Origin of the sequence: Streptomyces albicerus (assembly GCF_008905045.1) — a bacterium.
Taxonomy (GTDB): Bacteria; Actinomycetota; Actinomycetes; order Streptomycetales; family Streptomycetaceae; genus Streptomyces; species Streptomyces albicerus.
Genome location: NZ_VWMY01000031.1, coordinates 110,843 through 132,915 on the forward strand (window position 1 = coordinate 110,843; position 22,073 = coordinate 132,915).

Annotated in this window: 20 protein-coding genes and 1 pseudogene; 15 read left to right on the forward strand and 6 right to left on the reverse strand. The window is 70.1% G+C overall.

Annotated elements, in window-relative coordinates; all coding sequences use genetic code 11:
- Window positions 1-51: 51 nt before the first annotated feature.
- Entirely contained in the window at window positions 52-468 is a 417-nt protein-coding gene (locus GAS53_RS27600) for a spore wall synthesis regulator SsgD (protein WP_151480419.1), read from the reverse strand.
- A 279-nt stretch (window positions 469-747) separates the two neighbouring features.
- Here GAS53_RS27600 and GAS53_RS27605 point away from each other — a divergent pair, with 279 nt between their 5' ends.
- The 4 genes from GAS53_RS27605 to mmpA all read left to right on the forward strand — a co-directional run bounded on the left by GAS53_RS27605 (window position 748) and on the right by mmpA (window position 3,358).
- The gene (locus tag GAS53_RS27605; protein WP_151480420.1) at window positions 748-1,812 is read left to right on the forward strand and encodes a WD40/YVTN/BNR-like repeat-containing protein; all 1,065 of its coding nucleotides are present in this window, start codon (window positions 748-750) and stop codon (window positions 1,810-1,812) included.
- A gap of 78 nt (window positions 1,813-1,890) precedes the next feature.
- Entirely contained in the window at window positions 1,891-2,214 is a 324-nt protein-coding gene (locus GAS53_RS27610) for a plasmid stabilization protein (protein WP_151480421.1), read from the forward strand.
- A gap of 96 nt (window positions 2,215-2,310) precedes the next feature.
- Complete coding sequence (locus tag GAS53_RS27615) at window positions 2,311-3,054, forward strand: endonuclease V (protein ID WP_151480422.1); 744 nt, start codon at window positions 2,311-2,313, stop codon at window positions 3,052-3,054.
- A 157-nt stretch (window positions 3,055-3,211) separates the two neighbouring features.
- The gene (gene mmpA / locus GAS53_RS55340; protein WP_192583311.1) at window positions 3,212-3,358 is read left to right on the forward strand and encodes a morphogenic membrane protein MmpA; all 147 of its coding nucleotides are present in this window, start codon (window positions 3,212-3,214) and stop codon (window positions 3,356-3,358) included.
- Here the strand turns inward: mmpA and GAS53_RS27620 are convergent.
- Window positions 3,339-3,491: pseudogene (locus tag GAS53_RS27620) on the reverse strand (adenosine kinase); the annotation flags it as partial. The gene mmpA and the pseudogene GAS53_RS27620 sit on opposite strands and share 20 nt — an antisense overlap.
- Window positions 3,492-3,555: 64 nt before the next feature.
- Entirely contained in the window at window positions 3,556-4,746 is a 1,191-nt protein-coding gene (locus GAS53_RS27625; protein ID WP_151480423.1) for a saccharopine dehydrogenase family protein, read from the reverse strand.
- Window positions 4,747-4,858: 112 nt separating this feature from the next.
- Between GAS53_RS27625 and GAS53_RS27630 the strand changes: the two genes are divergently transcribed.
- The 6 genes from GAS53_RS27630 to GAS53_RS27655 all read left to right on the forward strand — a co-directional run bounded on the left by GAS53_RS27630 (window position 4,859) and on the right by GAS53_RS27655 (window position 12,047).
- Window positions 4,859-5,239, forward strand: a complete 381-nt coding sequence (locus GAS53_RS27630; RefSeq protein WP_151480424.1) for an MmcQ/YjbR family DNA-binding protein — start codon at window positions 4,859-4,861, stop codon at window positions 5,237-5,239.
- Window positions 5,240-5,365: 126 nt separating this feature from the next.
- Entirely contained in the window at window positions 5,366-6,505 is a 1,140-nt protein-coding gene (locus GAS53_RS27635) for a CaiB/BaiF CoA transferase family protein (protein ID WP_151480425.1), read from the forward strand.
- Window positions 6,502-7,644, forward strand: coding sequence for an acyl-CoA dehydrogenase family protein (locus GAS53_RS27640; RefSeq protein WP_151480426.1), 1,143 nt, complete (start codon window positions 6,502-6,504; stop codon window positions 7,642-7,644). Before GAS53_RS27635 ends, GAS53_RS27640 begins: the two co-directional genes overlap by 4 nt.
- A gap of 79 nt (window positions 7,645-7,723) precedes the next feature.
- Entirely contained in the window at window positions 7,724-8,938 is a 1,215-nt protein-coding gene (locus GAS53_RS27645; protein WP_151480427.1) for an acetyl-CoA C-acetyltransferase, read from the forward strand.
- Between the two features lie 40 nt (window positions 8,939-8,978).
- Window positions 8,979-11,180, forward strand: coding sequence for a 3-hydroxyacyl-CoA dehydrogenase NAD-binding domain-containing protein (locus GAS53_RS27650; protein ID WP_151480428.1), 2,202 nt, complete (start codon window positions 8,979-8,981; stop codon window positions 11,178-11,180).
- 141 nt (window positions 11,181-11,321) lie between these two features.
- Window positions 11,322-12,047, forward strand: coding sequence for an SDR family NAD(P)-dependent oxidoreductase (locus tag GAS53_RS27655; protein WP_151480429.1), 726 nt, complete (start codon window positions 11,322-11,324; stop codon window positions 12,045-12,047).
- Window positions 12,048-12,080: 33 nt separating this feature from the next.
- Here GAS53_RS27655 and GAS53_RS27660 read toward each other — a convergent pair whose 3' ends face one another.
- On the reverse strand, window positions 12,081-12,785 hold the full coding sequence (locus tag GAS53_RS27660; protein ID WP_151480430.1) for a MerR family transcriptional regulator: 705 nt from the start codon (window positions 12,783-12,785) through the stop codon (window positions 12,081-12,083).
- A 143-nt stretch (window positions 12,786-12,928) separates the two neighbouring features.
- On the opposite strand from GAS53_RS27660, the gene GAS53_RS27665 reads away from it, so the two are divergent.
- The gene (locus GAS53_RS27665) at window positions 12,929-13,408 is read left to right on the forward strand and encodes a macro domain-containing protein (RefSeq protein ID WP_151480431.1); all 480 of its coding nucleotides are present in this window, start codon (window positions 12,929-12,931) and stop codon (window positions 13,406-13,408) included.
- Between the two features lie 123 nt (window positions 13,409-13,531).
- A complete protein-coding gene (locus GAS53_RS27670; RefSeq protein ID WP_151480432.1) occupies window positions 13,532-14,017 on the forward strand; it encodes a F0F1 ATP synthase subunit B family protein in 486 nt (161 codons plus the stop codon).
- A gap of 113 nt (window positions 14,018-14,130) precedes the next feature.
- Here the strand turns inward: GAS53_RS27670 and GAS53_RS27675 are convergent, their stop codons facing one another.
- A complete protein-coding gene (locus tag GAS53_RS27675; RefSeq protein WP_151480433.1) occupies window positions 14,131-15,624 on the reverse strand; it encodes a M1 family metallopeptidase in 1,494 nt (497 codons plus the stop codon).
- 215 nt (window positions 15,625-15,839) lie between these two features.
- Between GAS53_RS27675 and GAS53_RS27680 the strand changes: the two genes are divergently transcribed.
- The 3 genes from GAS53_RS27680 to GAS53_RS27690 all read left to right on the forward strand — a co-directional run bounded on the left by GAS53_RS27680 (window position 15,840) and on the right by GAS53_RS27690 (window position 20,876).
- Window positions 15,840-17,801 carry a Xaa-Pro dipeptidyl-peptidase gene (locus GAS53_RS27680; protein WP_225859110.1) on the forward strand — a complete coding sequence of 654 codons (1,962 nt, stop codon included), beginning with the start codon at window positions 15,840-15,842 and terminating at the stop codon, window positions 17,799-17,801.
- Window positions 17,801-19,078 carry a M14 family metallopeptidase gene (locus GAS53_RS27685; protein WP_151480434.1) on the forward strand — a complete coding sequence of 426 codons (1,278 nt, stop codon included), beginning with the start codon at window positions 17,801-17,803 and terminating at the stop codon, window positions 19,076-19,078. Before GAS53_RS27680 ends, GAS53_RS27685 begins: the two co-directional genes overlap by 1 nt.
- A gap of 88 nt (window positions 19,079-19,166) precedes the next feature.
- On the forward strand, window positions 19,167-20,876 hold the full coding sequence (locus tag GAS53_RS27690) for a BCCT family transporter (protein WP_151480435.1): 1,710 nt from the start codon (window positions 19,167-19,169) through the stop codon (window positions 20,874-20,876).
- Window positions 20,877-21,062: 186 nt separating this feature from the next.
- Here GAS53_RS27690 and GAS53_RS27700 read toward each other — a convergent pair whose 3' ends face one another.
- Window positions 21,063-22,022, reverse strand: a complete 960-nt coding sequence (locus GAS53_RS27700) for an FAD-dependent oxidoreductase (RefSeq protein WP_151480437.1) — start codon at window positions 22,020-22,022, stop codon at window positions 21,063-21,065.
- Between the last annotated feature and the right edge of the window lie 51 nt (window positions 22,023-22,073).

A 22,073-nucleotide genomic window follows, 5' to 3' on the forward strand; every position in this document is an offset into this window, starting at 1 on the left:
GGGCGTTAGCCTCTCTTCGAAGCTCTCGAAGAGAGGCACTTCCCGAAGGGATCAGCAGGCGTCCCGCATCAACTCGGCGAGCTGGTGGTCCAGATCCTGGTGCAGATGCTCCAGACCGACGGGCACCAGCTCCGTCGAACTCTCCAGAAAACGCCGCAGCTCGCCCGCGCGGACGTGGATCACGGCGGTGCCCTCGGGGGCGTGGAACTCCAGGACGATGCGGTCGTACCCATACGGGCGCACCCGCACGTCCCCGTGCCCCACCGGCTCCTCCAGGCCCAGGACGAGCAGTTCGCGGGCGAAGGTCCAGATCACGTCCACGCCTTCGAGCGTGGCCGGGGCCGGGAAGGACATGCGGACGGCGAAGGGGTCGCGCGGGTCGTAGCGGAGTGTGGCGGGAATGCTCGGCATCCGCGGCGCGGCGGCGACGAGGCGGGCCTCTACGGGCTGCTCGATGACGGTGGACAACGCCTTGCTCCCTTGTGACGGATGGACGAACGGCGGACGGATGAGCCGGGCACTTGTAGAGACGACGGAATGGGCCAATCCGTACTCACGAAAACGCATGAAGTCCGAGTGACCTCCGTCACCACCTTCAATCACGGGAGTGATCGCAGATTTTTGAAGTGGTCGCCGACGCCTTCCGGGCCATCTGGACGCCACCGGGGGAGTGGGCTAGCTTCGCCCGCCATGAGGGTCTTGGGGAAGACGCGACGGACGAGACGTACGAGATCCACGAGGCGACTGATGACCGTAGGGGTGTGCGGAGTTGCGCTCGCCGCCGCGCTCACGGCGCCCGCGCAGGCACAGGGACCGGACCACGGACCGGACCACGGGAAGTCGCCGCACTGGGAGTTGAAGGACAGCGGCACGGACGTACGCTTCCGGGGGCTCTCCGCCGTCAGCCGGAACACTGCCTGGCTGGCCGGGTCCAAGGGCACCGTGCTGCGCACCTCCGACGGCGGAGCGAGCTGGCGGAACGTATCGCCGCCCGGGACCGCCGAGTTGGAGTTCCGCGACATCGAGGCCTTCGACAGCCGGCGTGCGGTGGTGCTGGCCATCGGTGAGGGCGAGGCGTCCCGGGTCTTCCGGACCGAGGACGGCGGCGCGACCTGGACCGAGTCCTTCCGCAACACCGACGCGAAGGCCTTCTACGACTGCCTCACCTTCTTCGACCGGCGCCACGGCCTTGCGATGAGCGACCCGGTCGACGGCAAATTCCGGATCCTGTCGACCAGCGACGGCGGCCGCTCCTGGAAGGTGCTGCCCAGTGACGGTATGCCCGCGGCCCAGGAGGGCGAGGCGGGCTTCGCGGCCAGTGGTCAGTGCCTGGTCAGCTCGGGGCCGCGCGACGTGTGGCTGGCCACCGGCGGGGCCGCACGCGCGCGCGTGCTGCACTCCTCCGACCGGGGCCTGACCTGGACGGCCACCGACACGCCGATTCCGGCAGGCGACCCGGCCCGCGGCGTCTTCGCCCTCGCCTTCCGCGACCGGACGCACGGCATCGCCGTCGGCGGCGACTACCGCGCCGACCAGGCCTCACCGCGGGCGGCCGCGGTCAGCGGCGACGGCGGCCGCACCTGGACGACGGCCGCCACACTGCCGCCCGCCTACCGCTCGGGCGTCACGTGGCTCCCGCACAGCCGCTCGGCCGCCCTCGCGGTCGGCCCCACCGGCACCGACCTCACCACGGACGGCGGCCGCACCTGGCGCGGGCTGGACACCGGGTCGTACGACACCGTCGACTGCACCCCCGACCTGGGCTGCTGGGCCTCCGGAGAGAAGGGCCGGGTGGCACGACTGGAGCGCTGATGCGCCGGGACCCGGGCCGTGCTTGGCTGGAAGACGAGCTGTTTCCAGCGGTCGCTTTCCAGCGGGAGGAGTCCTGCCATGCCACGCGGCTCGAGTTCCAAACGGGAACGCCAGTACGAGCACATCAAGGAGAGCGCGCGCGAACGCGGCGAGAGCGAGCGGCGCGCCGAGGAGATCGCCGCCCGGACCGTCAACAAGGAACGCGCCCGGAGCGGCGAGTCCGACACCGCGAGCCGTACGTCGACCCAGGACATCTCGTCCGGCCGTCGCGGGGGCCGGCGGTCCGGCAAGGGCGCACAAGGGCCCACGTACGACCAGCTCTACGAGGAGGCGAAGCGCCGGGGCGTCGAGGGCCGCTCCAAGATGAACAAGCAGCAGTTGTCCCGGTCGCTGGGTCGTTGAAGCCGCCCGGGCCCGGCGCCCAGGCGACGTCGGGCGCCCTCCTCGGCAGGGTCGCCTTGTGATCCTGCCGGCCAATCGGAGACGATCGGCGGCACCATGACGACCGTACGCATCCCCGCGGGCTGGCCCGCCACCGAAGAGCAAGCACGGGCCGTGCAGGACGAGTTGCGGGGGCGGGTGGTCCTCGACGAGCCCGGGCCGCCGCCGGGAACCGGCCTGGTGACCGGGGTCGACGTGGCGTACGACGACGAACGCGACGTCGTCGTGGCCGCGGCCGTCGTGCTCGACGCGGCGACCCTCGGCGTCGTCGCCGAGGCCACGGCCGTGGGGCAGGTGTCCTTCCCGTACGTCCCCGGGCTGCTCGCCTTCCGGGAGATCCCGGCGGTCCTGGCCGCCCTCGAAGCGCTGCCGTGCGAACCGGGCCTGGTCGTCTGCGACGGTTACGGCCTCGCCCACCCCCGGCGCTTCGGCCTGGCCAGCCACCTCGGCGTCCTCACCGGCCTCCCCACGATCGGCGTCGCCAAGAACCCGTTCACCTTCGTGTACGAGGAGCCGGACGCCCCGCGCGGCTCCTCCTCCCCGCTGCTCGCGGGCGAGAAGGACGAGAAGGGCGAGGCGGGTGAGAAGGGCGAGAAGGGTGAGGCGGGCGAGGAAGAGGTCGGCCGGGCGCTGCGCACGCAGCCGGGGATCAAGCCGGTGTTCGTCTCGGTCGGCCACCGGGTGACCCTGGACAACGCCTGCGCCCACACGCTCCACCTCGCGCCGCGCTTCCGCCTCCCGGAGACGACCCGGCACGCGGACGCGCTGTGCCGCCGGACTCTGAAGGTGACGGCGGCCTGAGCAGGTGTCCCTCGGTACATGTCCCTCGGTACGTGCCCCTCGGTTCGTGTCCCTGGGTATGCGTGCTGAGTACGGCTTCTGAGTACGGCTTCTGAGTACGCGTTCTGAGTATCTGTACGGATGCCGGGACCCCGCCATGATCGGCAGGCTGTGCCGCATGACGACACACCGTGCTCCGAAGCCCGCCGCCAGCCCCAGTCAGCCCGTCGAGCGTGCCGTGATGGCCGGTCTGGTCCTCGCGGTCCTGGCCGGGGTCGCCTGGATAGCCGGGATGATCTACACGGTCATGGGGTGGCCGCTCTGAGCAGTTCCTCGCGGCCGATGACGTCGGCGCTCGTCGCCGGCACCGTGCACGCGTAGGCCCCGGCGATCGCGCCGAAGAGACCGCACCGCTCGGGCGGCTCGCCGGACAGCCGTCCGAAGAGACAGCCCGCCGCGACCAGCCACGGACAACCCGTAGCAGCCATCCGGCAATGGTCGTACGGCGCGTCGCGCGAAGCACTACCGCGTGGCAGCCACCCGAAAACTGATGCCCGCCGATCGCAGCCGCTCAATCAGCGCATCCCCCATGGCGACCGCAGTCGTCACCTGCCCCGACGTCGAAGGAAGCTCGTCGAAGGCAAGGCACAACGCGGACTCGGCGAACATCTTGGCGGTCTCCCCGTAGCCGGGATCCCCACCCGAGACCTCGGTGAAGACCCTTCGCCCCCCACCCTCACCGACGAACCGGACACGGAACCAACTCTTCGCCCGCTTCTCCTCGCTGGGCCCCTCGCCGGGCTTGAGCCGGTCGGACAGCCAGCGCCGAAGCGGCGGCACCTGCGCCGCCGCGAGGGTGGCGCCAACCGCGGCCACCCCACCCACCACGAACGGCAACCGCTCGACGGCCGCATAGTGCCGATAGCGGAAATCGGGCCCGTACTGCTCCAGCGCCCGCGCGGACCGCTGCACGATCTGCGCATCGATCGTGGGTAGCGGAAGGGCCCACGCCCCGACCTCCTTGGCGAACCGCGGAGCGCCCGGCGGCGCGTACGCCCGCCGCCCCACCACCCGCGGCTCATGCCGCTTACGCTCCCGCGCGGCGGCGACGACATGCCGCCCGCGGGAGAACTGGTTGAGGGCGGAGGCGAACGTGCCGCCCGAGAACATCCCCTCGGCCCGCACGAACCCGTCCACGGTCAACGGCACCCCTTCGGGAAGCTGCCGCACGGTGAAGTACGCGCCCAGGTCGTGCGGAATCGAGTCGAAACCGCACGCGTGCACCAGCCGCGCCCCGGTCTCACGCGCGCGTGCGTCGTGTCGCACATAGGTGAGGTCCACGAACTCGGGCTCTCCGCAGAGGTCCGCGTAATCGGTGCCCGCGTCCGCGCAGGCGGCGACCAGGTCCTCGCCGTACGTCTGGTAGGGCCCGACGGTCGTGGCCACCACGCGCGCGTGCTCCGCGATTTCCCGCAGGGAGGCCGGATCGGCGGCATCGGCCCGCAGCACGGGCAGCTCCGCGCACGCCGGGTCGATCGCCGCGAGCCGCTCCCGCAGCCGTTCCAGCTTCGTGGTGTCGCGCGCCGCGATCGCCCAGCGCAACCCTTCCGGGGCGTGCGCGGCGAGGTACTCCGAGGTGAGCGTTCCGACGAACCCCGTGGCACCGAAGAGCACGATGTCGTATGCGCGCTCCGTCCTGTTCTGCCTGCTCATGGCACCTCTCAGCCGTCCAACCCGCGCCGATGTCGGTGGCTGAGGCTAGCGTGAGGTACGAGGAGCCGAACCAGGGCCCCGTGCATGGGGCCGAAAAGGACCGGAGGCAGTCGTGGCCCCGACGAAGAATGCCCTGAAGAAGTGGGAGAAAGTGCGCGAGTTCGCCCTGGGACTGCCGGGCGCCGCCGAGGAGTTCCCCTGGGGCGAGACCGTCGCGAAGGTCAACAAGAAGGTGTTCGTCTTCCTCGGCGTCAGTGACGGCAGCTATCCGATGGGCCTCACCGTGAAGCTCAAGGACGAGGTGGCGCACGCCCATGCCATGACCGCCCCGGGCGCGGAGCCCGCGGGATACGGCCTCGGGAAGGCGGGCTGGGTGAGCATCCCGCTGGAGCAGAACGGCGCCCCGGCCGCTGAGCTGCTGTGCGACTGGGTCGAGGAGAGCTACCGCACCATCGCGCCGAAGAAGCTCATAGCGGAGCTTGACGCCCGCTGAGTTCCCCGGAGGGCATCGGGCCTCCACAATTGGCTAAGCGCTTGCTCGCCAAGGGCTTGTGCGGAGTGGAACACGTTCTTAACATCACTGATGTTACATCAGTTGTGTCACAGTGCTGGGGGCTTGATGGCAGTGGCAGGGACGGCCGAGCACGGCCCGCTCGCCGGGGTGCGCGTAGTCGAGCTGGCGGGCATCGGGCCCGGCCCGTTCGCCGGCATGCTCCTTGCCGACCTGGGCGCGGACGTCGTACGCGTGGACAGGCCGAGCGGCGTGGGGCTCGCGATCAACCCCGAGTACGACGTCACCAACCGCAACAAGCGCTCCGTGATCGTCGACCTCAAGTCGCCCGGCGGCGCCGACCGCGTCCTGGACCTGGTCGAGCGCGCCGACATCCTGATCGAGGGCTTCCGGCCGGGCGTCGCCGAGCGCCTGGGTGTGGGCCCCGAGACCTGCCACGCCCGCAATCCGAAGCTCGTTTACGGGCGGATGACCGGCTGGGGCCAGGAAGGGCCGCTCGCCCAGCGCGCCGGGCACGACATCGCGTACATCGCGCTGACCGGCACCCTCGGCATGATCGGCGACCCGGACGAGCCGCCGGCCGTCCCCGCGAACCTCGTCGGGGACTACGCGGGCGGCTCGCTCTATCTCGTCGTCGGCGTCCTCGCCGCCCTGCACCACGCGCGCGCGACCGGCACCGGACAGGTCGTGGACGCGGCGATCGTGGACGGCGCGGCGCACCTCGCCTCGATGATCCACGGCATGCTGGCCGCCGGCGGCTGGCAGGACCGGCGCGGCGCCAACCTCCTCGACGGAGGCTGCCCCTACTACGGGACGTACGAGACGGCCGACGGCCAGTACATGGCGGTGGGCGCCCTCGAGCGGCAGTTCTACGAGGAGTTCGTGGACCTGCTCGGCATCAAGGACGAGGCACCGGCCCACAAGGACGTGTCCCGCTGGGGCGAGCTGCGCGAGACGGTCGCGGCCCGCTTCAGGACGCGTACGAGGGACGAGTGGACCGCGGTCTTCGAGGGCTCCGACGCGTGCGTGGCGCCCGTGCTGTCGCTGCGCGAGGCCCCGCACCATCCGCATCTCGCCGCCCGCGGCACCTTCACCGACCACGGAGGCATCACCCAGCCGGCCCCCGTGCCCCGCTTCTCCGCCACCCGCACCTCCGTCCGCGGCGGGCCCGCCCAGCCGGGCGCCGACACCGCGGACGTGGCCCGCGACTGGGATCTACCGGACCTCCTGAAGGGCAGCCCCGAATGAAGCGGCAGATCTTCACGCCGGAGCACGACGCGTTCCGCGAGACCGTCCGGACCTTCCTCGCCAAGGAGGTGCTGCCGTACTACGAGCAGTGGGAGAAGGACGGCATCGTGTCGCGGGACGCCTGGCGCGCGGCCGGGAAGCAGGGACTGCTCGGACTCGCCGTGCCCGGGGAGTACGGGGGAGGAGGCAACGCCGACTTCCGCTACAGCGCCGTACTCGCCGAGGAGTTCACGCGCGCGGGAGCCGCCGGGCTCGCGCTCGGGCTGCACAACGACATCATCGGGCCGTATCTGACGGGTCTCGCCACCGAGGAGCAGAAGCGGCGCTGGCTGCCCGGCTTCTGCGACGGCACGCTGATCACGGCCATCGCCATGACCGAGCCGGGCGCGGGATCGGACCTCCAGGGCATCAGGACGCACGCCGAGGACCGAGGCGACCACTGGCTGCTCAACGGTTCCAAGACGTTCATCTCGAACGGGATCCTGGCCGACCTCGTGATCGTCGTGGCGAGGACGACTCCCGAGGGAGGCGCGAAGGGCCTGTCCCTGTTCGTCGTCGAGCGCGGCACGGAGGGCTTCGAGCGCGGCCGCAACCTCGACAAGATCGGCCAGAAGGCGCAGGACACCGCCGAGTTGTTCTTCCACGACGTGCGGGTCCCGAAGGAGAACCTGCTCGGCGAGCCGAACGGCGCCTTCGGGCACCTGATGACGAACCTCGCGCAGGAGCGGCTGAACATCGCCGTCGCCGGAATCGCCGCCGCCGAGTACCTGCTGGAGATCACCACGGAGTACGTCAAGGAACGCGAGGCGTTCGGACGACCACTGGCCAGGCTGCAGCACATCCGCTTCGAGATAGCCGAGATGGCCACCGAGTGCGCCGTCACCCGGACGTTCGTCGACCGCTGCGTCGTCGACCACTCGAACGGCGAACTCGACGCGGTGCACGCCTCGATGGCCAAGTGGTGGGCCACCGAGCTGCAGAAGCGAGTCGCGGACCGCTGCCTCCAACTGCACGGCGGCTACGGCTACATGACCGAGTACCGCGTCGCGAAGGCCTTCACCGACGGCCGTATCCAGACCATCTACGGCGGCACGACCGAGATCATGAAGGAGATCATCGGCCGCTCCCTGCTCGGCTGACCTTCCTGGCCCTCCTGACCTTCCTGGCTCTCCAGGCCCCTCCGGCTCCTCGAACTGGCTCTCCCCGAAAGGCTTACCAGTGAGCACCGAAGCGTACGTGTACGACGCGATCCGCACCCCGCGCGGCCGCGGCAAGGCGAACGGCGCCCTGCACGGCACCAAGCCCGTCGACCTGGTCGTCGGGCTCATCCACGAGATCCAGGCGCGCTTCCCGGGGCTCGACCCGGCCGCCATCGACGACATCGTGCTCGGTGTCGTGGGACCGGTCGGCGACCAGGGCTCCGACATCGCCCGGATCTCGGCCATCGCCGCCGGCCTGCCGGACACGGTGGCGGGAGTCCAGGAGAATCGCTTCTGCGCGTCCGGTCTCGAGGCCGTCAACCTCGCCGCGATGAAGGTCCGCTCGGGCTGGGAGGACCTGGTGCTCGCCGGCGGCGTCGAGTCGATGTCGCGGGTGCCGATGGCCTCCGACGGAGGCGCCTGGTTCGCCGACCCGATGACCAACATCGCCACCAACTTCGTACCGCAGGGCATCGGCGCCGACCTCATCGCCACCATCGAGGGCTTCTCGCGCCGGGACGTCGACGAGTACGCCGCGCTGTCGCAGGAGCGTGCGGCCGCGGCCTGGAAGGACGGTCGCTTCGAGCGGTCCGTCGTACCGGTGAAGGACCGCAACGGACTCGTCGTCCTCGATCACGACGAGCATCTGCGCCCCGGGACCACCGCCGACTCGCTGGCCAAGCTCAAGGCGTCGTTCGCGGACATCGGGGACCTGGGCGGCTTCGACGCCGTGGCGCTGCAGAAGTACCACTGGGTGGAGAAGATCGACCACGTCCACCACGCGGGCAACTCGTCCGGCATCGTGGACGGCGCCTCGCTGGTCGCGGTCGGCTCGAAGGAGGTCGGCGAGCGGTACGGGCTCACTCCGCGCGCGCGGATCGTCTCCGCGGCGGTGTCCGGCTCCGAGCCGACCATCATGCTCACCGGGCCCGCGCCCGCCACCCGCAAGGCGCTCGCCAAGGCCGGGCTGACCATCGACGACATCGACCTCGTCGAGATCAACGAGGCCTTCGCGGCGGTCGTCCTGCGCTTCGTGCGCGACATGGGCCTGTCCCTGGACAAGGTCAACGTCAACGGCGGCGCGATCGCCCTCGGCCACCCGCTCGGCGCCACCGGCGCGATGATCCTCGGCACGCTCGTCGACGAACTGGAGCGCCAGGACAAGCGGTTCGGCCTCGCCACGCTGTGCGTCGGCGGCGGCATGGGCATCGCGACGATCGTCGAGCGCCTGTAACTCCCCAGTGGACCACCAGACTTCTACGGAGAACCCCCTCATGACCGAGAGCACCACCATCCGCTGGGAACAGGACGAGACCGGCGTCGTCACGCTCGTACTCGACGACCCCAACCAGTCCGCGAACACGATGAACCAGGCCTTCCGGGAGTCCCTCACCGCGATCGCCGACCGCCTGGAGGCGGAGCTTCGGGCGGACCCCGACTCCATCCGCGGCATCGTCTTCACCTCCGCCAAGAAGACCTTCTTCGCGGGCGGCGACCTGCGCGACCTCATCCGGGTCACGCCCGAGACCGCCCAGCAGCTCCTCGACGGAGGTCTCGCCATCAAGCGCGACCTGCGCCGCATCGAGACGCTCGGCAAGCCCGTCGTCGCCGCCATGAACGGCGCGGCCCTGGGCGGCGGTTACGAGATCGCGCTGGCCTGCCACCACCGCGTCGCCCTCGACGCGCCCGGCTCCAAGATCGGCTGCCCCGAGGTCACGCTCGGCCTGCTGCCCGGAGGCGGCGGCGTCGTCAGGACCGTACGCCTTCTGGGCATCGCCGACGCACTGCTGAAGGTGCTCCTCCAGGGCACCCAGTACAGCCCGCAGCGCGCTCTCGAAAACGGCCTCGTCCACGAAGTGGCGGCCACCCGCGAGGAGATGCTCGCCAAGGCCCGCGGCTTCATCGACGCCCACCCCGAGTCGAAGCAGCCCTGGGACACACCCGGCTACCGCATCCCGGGCGGCACACCGTCCAGCCCGAAGTTCGCGGCGAACCTGCCCGCCTTCCCGGCCAACCTGCGCAAGCAGACGAACGGCGCGCCCTACCCGGCGCCGCGCAACATCCTCGCGGCCGCCGTCGAGGGCTCGCAGGTCGACTTCGAGACCGCGCAGGTCATCGAGGCGCGCTATTTCGTGGAGCTGGCCGCCGGGCAGACCTCCAAGAACATGATCCAGGCCTTCTTCTTCGACCTCCAGGCCGTCAACTCCGGCGCCAACCGGCCGAAGGACATCGAACCCCGCCAGGTCCGCAAGGTGGCCGTCCTGGGCGCCGGGATGATGGGCGCGGGCATCGCCTACTCGTGCGCTCGCGCGGGCATCGACGTCGTCCTCAAGGACGTGTCGGCCGATGCGGCGGCGAAGGGCAAGGGCTACTCCGAGAAGCTCTGCGCCAAGGCCGTCTCCCGGGGACGTACGACCCAGGAGAAGGCCGACGCGCTCCTCGCCCGCATCACGCCCACCGCCGACCCGAACGACCTCGCGGGCTGTGACGCCGTCATCGAGGCCGTCTTCGAGGACCCGGCGCTCAAGCACAAGGTGTTCCAGGAGATCCAGCACATCGTCGAGCCGGACGCGCTGCTGTGCTCCAACACCTCGACCCTGCCGATCACCGCGCTCGCCGAAGGCGTCGAGCGGCAGGCCGACTTCATCGGACTGCACTTCTTCTCGCCCGTCGACAAGATGCCGCTCGTCGAGATCATCAAGGGCGAGCGCACCGGCGACGAGGCCATCGCGCGCGCCTTCGACCTCGTACGGCAGATCAGGAAGACCCCGATCGTCGTCAACGACTCGCGCGGCTTCTTCACCTCCCGCGTCATCGGCCACTTCATCAACGAGGGCGTGGCGATGGTCGGTGAGGGCATCGAGCCCGCCTCCGTCGAGCAGGCGGCCGCCCAGGCCGGCTATCCGGCCAAGGTCCTCTCCCTGATGGACGAACTGACGCTCACCCTGCCGCGCAAGATCCGCGCCGAGTCGAAGCGGGCCGTCGAGGAAGCGGGCGGCACCTGGGCGACCCACCCCGCCGAGGCGGTCATCGACCGCATGGTCGACGAGTTCGGCCGCACCGGCCGCAGCGACGGCGCGGGCTTCTACGAGTACGTCGACGGCAAGCGCGCCGGCCTGTGGCCCGGACTGCGGGAGCACTTCACGCGTGAAGGTGCCGAGATCCCCTTCAAGGACATGCAGGAGCGCATGCTCTTCTCCGAAGCGCTGGACACCGTCCGGCTCATGGAGGAGGGCGTCCTGACGTCCGTCGCCGACGCCAACATCGGGTCCATCTTCGGGATCGGCTTCCCCGGCTGGACCGGTGGCGTCCTGCAGTACATCAACGGGTACGACGGCGGCGCCGGCGCAGGTGCCGGCCTGCCCGGATTCGTGGCACGCGCGCGTGAACTCGCCGAGCGCTACGGGGAGCGGTTCACGCCGCCTGAGTTGCTGGTGGAGAAGGCGGAGAAGGGGGAGCGGTTCAGCGACAAGTAGCGGTCCATCGACCTGTGACGGCCGCTCAGCGCTACGAGGAGCCGTACCGCTGAGCGGTGCGGCTCCCTCGCTCCCGGGCTCCCCGGGAAGACCGGAAACACCCCCTTGCCCAGTCGCCTGACGGGTCATCACACTCGCCTCATGGAGACGCGTACCGCCCTGGTGACCGGTGCGGCACAGGGCCTCGGGCAGGAGTTCGCCGTGGCGCTCGCGGGACGCGGGTACCGGGTCGCCGGACTCGACCTCGTCCCGCAGCCGGACACGGCCGAACAGATCCTGGACTACGTGGAGTTGATCGCCGACGCCACCGACGAGACGCAGGTCCACGCGGCCCTGGAGCGGGTGCTCGCGCAGTTCGGCACCCTGCATGTTCTGGTCAACAACGCGGGCGTGTACGCGGAGTCGGCCTTCGAGGACACCACGCCCGAGGAGTGGCGTCGCGTCATGCGCGTCAACCTGGAGGCGCCGTTCCTGATGACCCGCGCCGTGCTGCCGTACCTGAAGGCGGCGGGCTGGGGCCGCATCGTGAACATCGCCTCGGCCACCGTCCTCACCGCACCGCCCACGATGGTGGCGTACACCGCGTCGAAGGCCGGCCTGATCGGCTTCACCCGGGCGCTCGCCTCGGCGCTCGGCCCGTACGGCATCACGGTCAACGCGATCGCGCCGAGCCTCGTCCGCACCGCGACCGCCGAGCGGACGGTCGGCGCGGACGACGGCTTCGAGCACGTCCGCGCCCAGCAGGTCGTCCCGGGAACCCAGGAGCCGGCCGACCTCGTCTCCACGCTGCTGTACGTCGTCGACGAGGGCAGCGGCTTCCTGACCGGGCAGACCCTCAACGTGGCAGGTGGTTCCAGGTATTCGTAGCGGTACTTGTGACGGTTCCTGTGACGCCGCGGGTCAGGACTCCCTGAGCCACTCCCGCAGCTCCTCTTTGAGGGAGCGCTGGAACGTCGTCAACAAGGCCTGGACCACGAGTGGTTGCATGTGGGCCGACAGATCCTTCACCGCCGCGACGGACTCGCGCTCCGACACCTCGTCCCGGAACAGCTGGGAGAGCTCGTGGGCCGCCGCGCGCGTGTGTTCCATCAGGACCGCGCGAGCGGCGAGGATCGTCTCGTGCGCGATCGGCACGTCGAGCAGCTGGACGCCGAGCCGCAGCAGCCCGAGGTCGACGCGGTACGTGTCCGGGGCGGCCGCCACCCCGACGACGCTCATCGCGACCAGCCGGTCCAGATCCTCCGCGCTCAGCGGCCGCCCCGCCCGGCGCTCCAGCTCCGCACGGCTCACCTCCTCCGCCGAGTCCGGCGCCCAGGAGGCCACCACGGCACGATGGATGGCCAGATCATGGGCGCTGAGTCCCTCCGGCAGCTGTTGCAGATACCGCTCGATCGCGGCCAGCGTCATTCCCTGGTGCTGCAACTCCTCGATGAGCGCGAGCCGCGACAGATGCTCCTGGCTGTAGTGACCCACCCGACGTGGCCCGATCACCGGCGGCGGCAACAGCCCCTTCGTGCCGTAGAAGCGCACGGTCCGCACCGTGACACCCGCCCGCGCGGCCAGTTCGTCGACAGTGAGCGTCGGCTCCCCGGTGTCCGTCGCCATGCCTGCTCCTTCGGGTACCGCGTCTGCCGCATCGGTGCGGTGCAACAGTATTGCTGTCTCACCTGTGTTGTGAAAGCTCCACGAGGAGTCGACGGTGACAGGGGCCACGGCCGGTTGTCAGTGGCGGTCCGTACGGTGGCGTCATGTCGGAGATCACGTATGTCCGGGGCGATGCCACCGTCCCGCTGGGCAAAGGCGTCAAGCTGATCGCCCATGTCTGCAACGACATCGGGGGCTGGGGCAAGGGCTTCGTCCTCGCCCTGTCGAATCGCTGGCCGGAGCCGGAGGCGGCCTACCGCCGCTGGCACCGCGAGCGCGCCGGCAACGACTTCGGTCTGGGCGCGGCCCAGTTCGTCCAGGTCGACCGGTATGTGTGGGTGGCCAACATGATCGGCCAGCGTGGCATACGCACCGGCAGCAAAGGCGTACCTGTCCGGTACGAGGCGATCGACGCGGCGCTCGGACCGCTCGCCGACAAGGCCGTCGAGCTCGGCGCGTCCGTCCACATGCCGCGCATCGGATGCGGCCTCGCGGGCGGGAAGTGGTCGCGCGTGGAGCCGCTGATAGCCGAGCGGCTCATCGGGCGGGGGATCGCGGTGACGGTTTACGACCACGGGGACTGAGCGAGTCCCTCGGCCGCTCTCGCTTCCACTCGGCCCCTCCTGTTTCACCGGAACCGGTGACTTTCGGTCAACTCTGGCGCAGATGCGCGTTGTTGCGCACGCATGAGCGGGTAAGTCATGGCCATGGATATCATTCCTTACCCCATTGGCCCCCTCAACCCGAAGGTCCAGGACGTCCTGGTCGCGTTGCCGCTGTTCGCGGCGGTCTTCCTGTTCTTCGTACGGGTGCTGCCCCGCATAGAACGGGTGCTCGACGCGCGGGACCAGGCGACCAGAGGCGCCGCCAAGCAGGCCGAGGCGGTACGCGCCCGCGCCGAGGAGAAACGCGCCGAGGCGGAGGCGGCGCTCGCCGAGGCCCGGCACGACGCGGCCCGCATCCGGCAGCAGGCCTTCGAGGAGGGCGCCGCCGTGATCGCGGCAACCCGAGCCGAAGGACAACGCGAACGCGACGCCATCCTGGCCGAGGGCCGCGCCCACATCGAAGCGGACTTCGCCGCCGCCGAGGCCGAACTCCGTATGTCCGTATCGGAGTTGGCCTCGGACTTGGCGAGCCGAGTCGTCGGCGAGCGGATCCCTACTCCCGTGAAGCCGAGATCCGGTCACGCTTAACGGGCCCAGTCAGGGGGGCGCCCCACAAGGGGCGCGGGGAACTGCGCGACCAGCCCCCACTGACCCGCACGATCCCACGGACCCGCGCCACCCCACCCGGCCCCGCGAAGCGCTCAGTGCTCATGCACTGAATTGGTAGCCGCGATCTTCTTCCAGGACTTCGGCTGCGCAGCAACCCCCTGCGACCGAGGCGCGATCGAAACGGCCCGCGCCGCGGGCGCACCCGGCTTCGACGCCTGATAGAGCCACGTGTCGAACAGCGACGCAAGCGGCTTCCCCGACACCGACTCGGCATACTCCACGAAGTCACCGACCGTCGCGTTCCCGTGCGCGTACCGCGTCGGCCACCCCTTCAGAATGGCGAAGAACGCCTCGTCACCGACCTCGTTCCGCAGCGCCTGCAACGCCAGCGCCCCACGGTCGTACACGGCGAGATGGAACTGGTTCTCCGGACCCGGATCCCCGGGCCTGACGGTCCAGAACGGATCGTCGGCAGGCCGCGACGCGTACACATAGTCCGCGATCTCCTGCGCCGTCCCCTCGCCCTCGTGCTCCGACCACAGCCACTGCGCGTACCGCGCGAAGCCCTCGTTGATCCAGATGTCCTTCCACCCGGCGACGGACACCGAGTCGCCGTACCACTGGTGGGCCAGCTCATGGACCACCACGGACACGTTCGTACCGCTCGCGAACTGCCGCGGGCTGTAGAACGGCCGGGTCTGGGTCTCCAGCGCGTACCCGGTGTCGGTGTTCGGCACATAACCGCCCAGCGCGTTGAACGGATATGGCCCGAAGTATTCGGCGAGCCAGTCGGCGACCTCCCCGGTGCGCTCGATGCTCGCGCGCGCCGCCCCGTAGTTGTCGCCCAGATCCTTGCTGTACGCGTTGACGATCGGGATCCCGCTCTCCGACGTCCCGGTCGTGACGTCGAACTTCCCGACCGCCAGCGTGGCGAGATAGGTGGCCTGCGGCTTGTTGGACCGCCAGCTGTACCGCGTCCAGCCGGCCCGTGAACTCACCGACTGCAGCGTGCCGTTGGAGATCGCCTGCGATCCGTCCGGCACGGCGACCGACACGTCGTACGTGGCCTTGTCCAGCGGATGGTCGTTACTGGGGAACCACCACCAGGCCGCCTCGGGCTCGTTCGCCCCGACCCCGCCGTCCGGTGTGCGGTGCCAGCTGGTGAACCCGTACGCCGTCTTCGAGGACGGCACCCCGCTGTAGCGCACCACGACCGTGACGGCCGTGCCCTTGGGCAGCGGGTTCTTCGGCGTGACCTCCAGCTCGTGCTCGCCCGAGGTCGCGAACGACGCCTTGGCGCCGTTGACCCGGACCTCGCTCACATCGAGCAGAAAGTCCAGATTGAACCGGGAGAGGTCCTGCGTGGTTCTGGCCAGGAGGGTCGCCGTGCCCTCCAGCGTGTCCGTCGTCGGCTGGTACTTGAGCCGCAGATCGTAGTGAGAGACGTCGTATCCGCCGTTGCCGTAGGCCGGGTAGTAGGGGTCGCCGATGCCCGGCGCCCCGGGGGAGTAGTCCGCCGCCGATGCCGGGATCGCCAGCAGCAGGGAGGTCGCGAGTGCGCCCGGGGCGATGAGTCTGCGGTGCACGTCAAGCTCCAAGTCGTAGGGGCACGAGGTCTTTTCGGAGCCTATTCAGTCCCTGTGAGCCCGCCTGTGTCCATGACCGCTCCTGTCACACGATCGCCATTCGGCCGACATGAGCGACTCCGCCCCACGCACCTTTCAAGCCACACCTCGGCCGAACCCCGCGCACCTCGAATGGCCCTCTTTTGCACAGGAGTTGACCGGAGTACCTTCCGCGCATGCGGACACCAGCACGCCACATGCGCCTCATCACCTGGAGATCGCTCGCGACGGCGGCCACCGCCGCCCTGATGGCCACGCTCCTCGCCCCGACGGCGGCCCACAGCGCGCCGCGGGAGAGCACCCCCGTCCACTCGTACGAGAACGCGATCCGCGAATCCGTCTGGGTGGACACCAAACTGGACGGCGACAGCGACGGGAAGACCGACCGGGTCGCCGTCGACATCGTGCGCCCGCGCGAACCCGCCCAGCAGGGCCGCAAGATACCCGTGATCATGGACGCCAGTCCGTACTACTCCTGCTGCGGCCGCGGGAACGAGAGCCAGAAGAAGACGTACGACGCGAACGGCAACGTCGTCCAGATGCCGCTGTTCTACGACAACTACTTCGTGCCGCGCGGCTACGCCTTCGTCGCCGTCGACCTCGCCGGGACCAACCGCTCCGACGGCTGTGTGGACGTCGGCGGCCGCTCCGACATCCAGTCCGCGAAGGCCGTCGTCGACTGGCTGAACGGCCGGGCCAAGGGCTACACCTCCCGTACAGGGAGTACGAAGGCCAAAGCCGGCTGGACCAACGGCAAGACGGGCATGATCGGCAAGAGCTACGACGGCACGATCGCCAACGGCGTCGCCGCCACCGGAGTCGAGGGCCTGGAGACGATCGTCCCCATCGCCGCCATCTCCTCCTGGTACGACTACTACTTCGCCAAGGGCGCCCCGCTCTACGACTCGGGCCCCGAATGGCTGTCCGACTACGTCGAGAGCCCCGACGCCCGCGCCAGGTGCGCCGCCGTCCAGCAGGAACTCGTCGAAGGAGCCCCGCGCACGGGCGACTGGACCAAGCTGTGGACCGAGCGCGACTACGTGAAGGACGTCCGCAAGGTCGACGCGAGCGTCTTCGTCATCCACGGCCAGCAGGACCTCAACGTCCGCCCCAAGCACTTCGGCCAGTGGTGGGACGCCCTCGCAGAGAACGGCGTCGAGCGCAAGATCTGGATCTCCCAGGTCGGCCACGTCGACCCGTTCGACTTCCGCCGCGCCGAGTGGGTGGACACCCTGCACCGCTGGTTCGACCACGAACTCCTCGGCTATGACAACGGCATCGACGACGAGCCCATGGCCGACATCGAGCGCGCCCCCGACCAGTGGGTCACGTCGAACGTCTGGCCGCCCCGCGCCACCGACACCGTGAAGCTGCGCCCGGGCAAGGGCGAGCAGGCGGGCGTCGGCACCCTCGGACTGCGTACCGGATCGGGCACCGAGACCTTCACCGACGACCCGCAGCAGGACGAGACCGACTGGGCAGCCCAGATCGACCGGCCGACGTCCGCCAAGGCCGGATTCATCACCAAGCCGCTCACCCGCGACGTCCGCCTGTCCGGCTCCTCCAAGGTGACCGTCACCGCCACCCCGAGCACCTCCACCGCCCACCTCTCCGCGGTCCTCGTCGACCTGGGCCCGGACACCATCCGCGACTACGCCGCCGCGGGCGAGGGCATCGCCACGCTCACCGACCGCACCTGCTGGGGCCCGAGCACCACCGGCGACAGCTCCTGCTACAAGGAGACCGAGGCCAAGACCGCCGACGTCGACTACACGGTGTTCAGCCGCGGCTGGGCCGACCTCGGCAACCACGCCTCCGACCTGACGGGCGCCCCGCTCACCCCGGGCAAGCCCTACACCATCACCCTCGACCTGCACGTCAGCGACCACGTCGTCCCGGCGGGACACCGCCTGGCGCTGATCGTCGCCGGCACCGACAAGGACCTCATCGACCCGCCGTCGAGCACGCCCACGCTCACCCTCGACCTGTCCCGTACGTCGGCCCGCGTACCGCTCGTCGGAGGCACCGCCGCCTTCGACCGCGCCACCTCCGGATCCGCGTACGTCACTCCTGACGCCACCCTCGACGGCGTCGCCGAGCCGCGCGCCCCGCACCGCGTCCCCGGAGGCAGCAACTGATGACGCCCCGCCACATCGGAGCCCTCGCCCTAACGGCGGCGGTGCTCATCGCACCCCTCCTGACGGTGCCCGCCCACGCGACGGAACGCCCGCCGCGTACCGGATTCGAGCAGACCGACGGCGCGCGCTGGACCACCCAGCCCGAGGAGCAGGACTTCCTCGCCGCCGTCGACAAGTCGAGCGACCGGGTGTCGCTCACCCGGATCGGCACCACCAAACAGGACCGCCCGCTCCAGCTCGTACGCATCGGCAGCCGGCACGCGGCCAACACCGTGCTGCTCGTATGCAGCCAGCACGGCGACGAACCGTCCGGACGCGAGGCCTGCCTCACCACCGTCCGCGACCTCGCGTACGCGAAGGACGCCGCCACACGGAAGTTCCTCGACCGCACCACACTGCTCGTCGTGCCCACCGCCAACCCGGACGGCCGGGCCGCCGACACCCGCGGCAACAGCGACGGCGTCGACATCAACCGCGACCACCTCGCGCTGCGGACGGCCGAGGCACGGGCCATGGCCGCCGTCGTCCGCGACCGCAGGCCCGACGTCGTCTACGACCTGCACGAGTACGGGGCCACGCCGCCGTACTACGACAAGGACCTCTTCGACCTCTGGCCGCGCAACCTCAACACCGACGCGGCCGTGCACGACGAGGCGCAGACCCTGTCACAGGCGTACGTGCGGCCCGCGGCCGAGGGAGCGGGGTACTCGACCGGGACGTACGGCATCTGGACCGACCCCGTGACCGGCGAACCGATCCGGCAGGTCGCGGGCGACGGGCAGGAGCGGATCCTGCGGAACATGTCCGGCGTCAAACACGGCGTCGGACTGCTCATCGAGAGCCGCGTCGGCCCCCTCACCGATGCCGAGAAGGCCGACGAGGCGCTCAACAACCGGCGCCGAGTGCACTCCCAACTGGCCGCGCTGGACGGGCTGTTGGACTTCACGGACGAGCGGCGCACCCGGGTCGAGGCGGCCACGTCGGCGGCCCGTCTCGCCGGCTACCGGGACAGCGGCCCGGTCTACGTCGGCGGCGCGGACAACGACCCGGCCGAACCGTCCGAGACCATCCAGGACCCGCCCTGCGCCTACCGGCTCACCGCCGGGCAGTACGCGGAACTCAAGGACGAACTCGCACTGCACGGAGTCAAGGTGAGGCAGGACGCCGAGGGCACCTACGTACCGCTGCGCCAGTCCCTGCGCGCCCTCGTCCCGCTGCTGCTCGACGAACGCGCCCCGTACCATCTCGCTGTCGGGGAACCAGACACCGGCTGCTGAGACAAGTGTGATCGGCGGCACCTGTGGTAGGTCCTATGGCGTAACGAGAAAGCAGCGTCCATATGGCTTCCACGGGAAGGTGCCGCCGATGACTGAGGACCTGAGGAAGCGAGGAGGCCGGGAAGATCCGTCGGACATTCCCGACGCTCCCGACCATCAGACCGACCGGGTGGTGTTCGGCGTGACCGCCGCCATCACCGTTGCCTTCGTGATCTGGGGTGCGGTCGGAACGGACTCGCTGGAGAGCGTCTCCGGGGACATGCTCGAAGGCCTGATCCACAACGGAGGCTGGGCCTTCATCCTGGCCGCCTCCGCCTTCGTGGTCTTCGCGCTGTGGCTCGCGGTCAGCCGCTACGGCGCGATCCGCCTCGGCGCCGAGGACGAGCAGCCGGAGTTCCGCACGGTGTCCTGGGTCGCGATGATGTTCAGCGCCGGCATGGGCATCGGCCTGATGTTTTACGGGGTGAGCGAGCCGCTCTCGCACTACACGACCCCTCCGCCGGGTACCAGCCCCGCCGACTCCGCCGAACGCATGGAGACGGCGATGGCCACCACCCTCTTCCACTGGTCGCTGCATCCCTGGGCGATCTACGCGGTGGTCGGCCTCGCCATCGCCTACAGCACGTTCCGCAAGCGCCGCCGCCAGACCATCAGCGCGGTCTTCACCCCGCTCATCGGCGAGAAGCACGCCAACGGCGGCACCGGCCGCGCGATCGACATCCTCGCGATCATCGCCACCGTCTTCGGTTCCGCTGCCTCACTCGGTCTGGGCGCGCTCCAGATCGGCTCCGGTTTCCAGGAGCTGGACTGGATGGACGACGTCAGCACCGGCCTGCTCGTCGCCATCATCGCGGTGCTGACGCTGGCCTTCGTCGCCTCCGCCGTCTCGGGCATCGAGAGAGGCATCCAGTGGTTGTCGAACATCAACATGGTTCTTGCGCTGGCGCTCGCCCTGTTCGTCTTCGTCGCGGGACCGACGATCATCATCCTCGACCTGCTGCCCACCTCGATCTTCTCCTTCCTCGGTGACCTGCCTGAGCTCGCCGGCCGCACCGATGCGAGCGGCGGAGAGGGCGTCGCGGACTGGCTGGCCAGCTGGACCGTCTTCTACTGGGCGTGGTGGATCTCCTGGACGCCGTTCGTCGGCATGTTCATCGCCCGCATCAGCCGCGGCCGCACCATCCGTCAGTTCGTCGGCGGCGTCATTCTCGTGCCCAGCACCGTCAGCCTGATCTGGTTCGCGGTCTTCGGCGGTGCGTCGATGAAGTTGCAGGAGGCCGGACAGCTTCGCGGTGAGACGACCCCCGAGGGTCAACTCTTCGGGGTCCTGCACGAGTTCCCCATCGCGACCGCCACCAGCCTGCTGGTGATGATCCTCGTCGGCATCTTCTTCGTCTCGGGAGCCGACGCCGCGTCCATCGTGATGGGCACGCTCTCCCAGAAGGGCGCCCTCGAACCCGGCCGCTTCGTCGTGGTGTTCTGGGGCGTGGTGACCGGAGGCGTCGCCGCCATCATGCTGCTCATCGGCAGCGGCCAGGCCGACGCGCTCACCGGTCTGCGGAACCTCACGATCCTGGCCGCGGCCCCGTTCGCCCTCGTGATGATCGGCATGTGCGTCGCGCTCATGCGCGACCTGCGCCAGGACCCGGTCATCGTGCGCCGCGAGATGGGCTCCGAGGCCGTCGGACTCGCGGTGATCGAGGGCCACAAGAAGTACGACGGCGAATTCGGGATCAGGGTCGGCCCGGGCCCCGGCACGGACACGGAGGGAGACCCAATCGGCCACGACCACGTTTGAGCTGTTTTGACGAGGTTCGGTGTCCCCGCGCCCCCTTTAGGGGCGCGGGGCTGTGACATATGCGGCTCCGCCGCGATGGGAGTCCCCCCGCTCATGGGGGTCCCCCCGCTCGAGCGAAGCCGAGAGTGGGGGAGCGACCAGCCACCGACGGCCCGCGCTCAACGGACCGCCCTTCCCGCGGAGCGCTCAGCGGAGCGCCCCGCGGGAGGCGAGCCCGACCGCCTCCCGCGCACAACCCCAGGCGACCGTGATACCCGCCCCGCCGTGCCCGTAGTTGTGCACCAGCACCCGCCCGCCGGGCAGGAGTTCACGCTCCAGCCGCACCGCGTGCCGGACCGGCCGCAACCCCACCCGGTGATCGATGACCCGCGCCCCGGCGATCTCCGGCCGCAGCACCGCACAGCGCCGCACGATCTCCTCGGCCACCGTGGCATCGGGCGTCAGCGACCACGCGTCCTCGTCGGTTGTGCCGCCCAGGATCAGCCCGCCCGGCTGCGGAAAGAAGTATGTCGACTTGGCGCCGGTATGCCCCGACGTGAGCCAGGTGGTCACACCGGGGTTCTCCACGACGACCAACTGCCCCCGCACCGGCCGCACCGCCGGATCCGGTACGAGATCCCGGGCACCGAGCCCCGTGCAGTTGACCACGACCGGCGCTTCGACCTCCGAGAGATCCGTGACGTACCGTTCCTCGATCGTGCCGCCCGCCGCGGCGAACCGTCGGCGCAGCCACGCCAGATGAACCGGCATGTCGATCAGCGGCAACCGCGCCCACAGGCCCACCCCCGCGTACTCGGCGGCCGTGGCCGCCCGCAGTCCGGACACCCGCGCCGCCCACGACCCGAGCCCGTCCAGCCGCGTCTCACCGTGTACGCCCTCGACCAGGCGTACGCCCGTCTCCTCGGGCCGCAACGCCAACTCCTCGTACACGGACAGTGATTGCAGCGCCCACTCGCCGACGAGCGCCTCCGGATCGATGCGGTACGGCCACCACAGCGCACCCGCAACCGCCGAGGTGGTCCGCTCGGCGGGCTCCCGCGCCCAGATCCGTACGCGTCTGCCGCGCTCGGCCAACGCGACGGCCGTCGTCAGCCCGATGACACCGCTGCCGACCACGATCACATCACCGCGTCGATCACTCTCCATGCGGGGACGTTAGCGGAATCTGTCATGCCGTGCTCAGACCGCGCTTACTCT

Bases quoted from the DNA above. Each gene is read 5' to 3' on its own strand.
- GAS53_RS27605 (WP_151480420.1), top strand. From the start codon at position 748: ATGACCGTAGGGGTGTGCGGAGTTGCGCTCGCCGCCGCGCTCACGGCG.
- GAS53_RS27655 (WP_151480429.1), top strand. From the start codon at position 11,322: ATGGAGACGCGTACCGCCCTGGTGACCGGTGCGGCACAGGGCCTCGGG.
- GAS53_RS27685 (WP_151480434.1), top strand. From the start codon at position 17,801: ATGACGCCCCGCCACATCGGAGCCCTCGCCCTAACGGCGGCGGTGCTC.
- GAS53_RS27635 (WP_151480425.1), top strand. From the start codon at position 5,366: ATGGCAGTGGCAGGGACGGCCGAGCACGGCCCGCTCGCCGGGGTGCGC.
- GAS53_RS27625 (WP_151480423.1), bottom strand. From the start codon at position 4,746: ATGAGCAGGCAGAACAGGACGGAGCGCGCATACGACATCGTGCTCTTC.
- GAS53_RS27610 (WP_151480421.1), top strand. From the start codon at position 1,891: ATGCCACGCGGCTCGAGTTCCAAACGGGAACGCCAGTACGAGCACATC.
- GAS53_RS27690 (WP_151480435.1), top strand. From the start codon at position 19,167: ATGACTGAGGACCTGAGGAAGCGAGGAGGCCGGGAAGATCCGTCGGAC.
- GAS53_RS27615 (WP_151480422.1), top strand. From the start codon at position 2,311: ATGACGACCGTACGCATCCCCGCGGGCTGGCCCGCCACCGAAGAGCAA.
- GAS53_RS27665 (WP_151480431.1), top strand. From the start codon at position 12,929: ATGTCGGAGATCACGTATGTCCGGGGCGATGCCACCGTCCCGCTGGGC.
- mmpA (WP_192583311.1), top strand. From the start codon at position 3,212: ATGACGACACACCGTGCTCCGAAGCCCGCCGCCAGCCCCAGTCAGCCC.
- GAS53_RS27660 (WP_151480430.1), bottom strand. From the start codon at position 12,785: ATGGCGACGGACACCGGGGAGCCGACGCTCACTGTCGACGAACTGGCC.
- GAS53_RS27640 (WP_151480426.1), top strand. From the start codon at position 6,502: ATGAAGCGGCAGATCTTCACGCCGGAGCACGACGCGTTCCGCGAGACC.
- GAS53_RS27680 (WP_225859110.1), top strand. From the start codon at position 15,840: ATGCGGACACCAGCACGCCACATGCGCCTCATCACCTGGAGATCGCTC.
- GAS53_RS27650 (WP_151480428.1), top strand. From the start codon at position 8,979: ATGACCGAGAGCACCACCATCCGCTGGGAACAGGACGAGACCGGCGTC.
- GAS53_RS27670 (WP_151480432.1), top strand. From the start codon at position 13,532: ATGGATATCATTCCTTACCCCATTGGCCCCCTCAACCCGAAGGTCCAG.
- GAS53_RS27700 (WP_151480437.1), bottom strand. From the start codon at position 22,022: ATGGAGAGTGATCGACGCGGTGATGTGATCGTGGTCGGCAGCGGTGTC.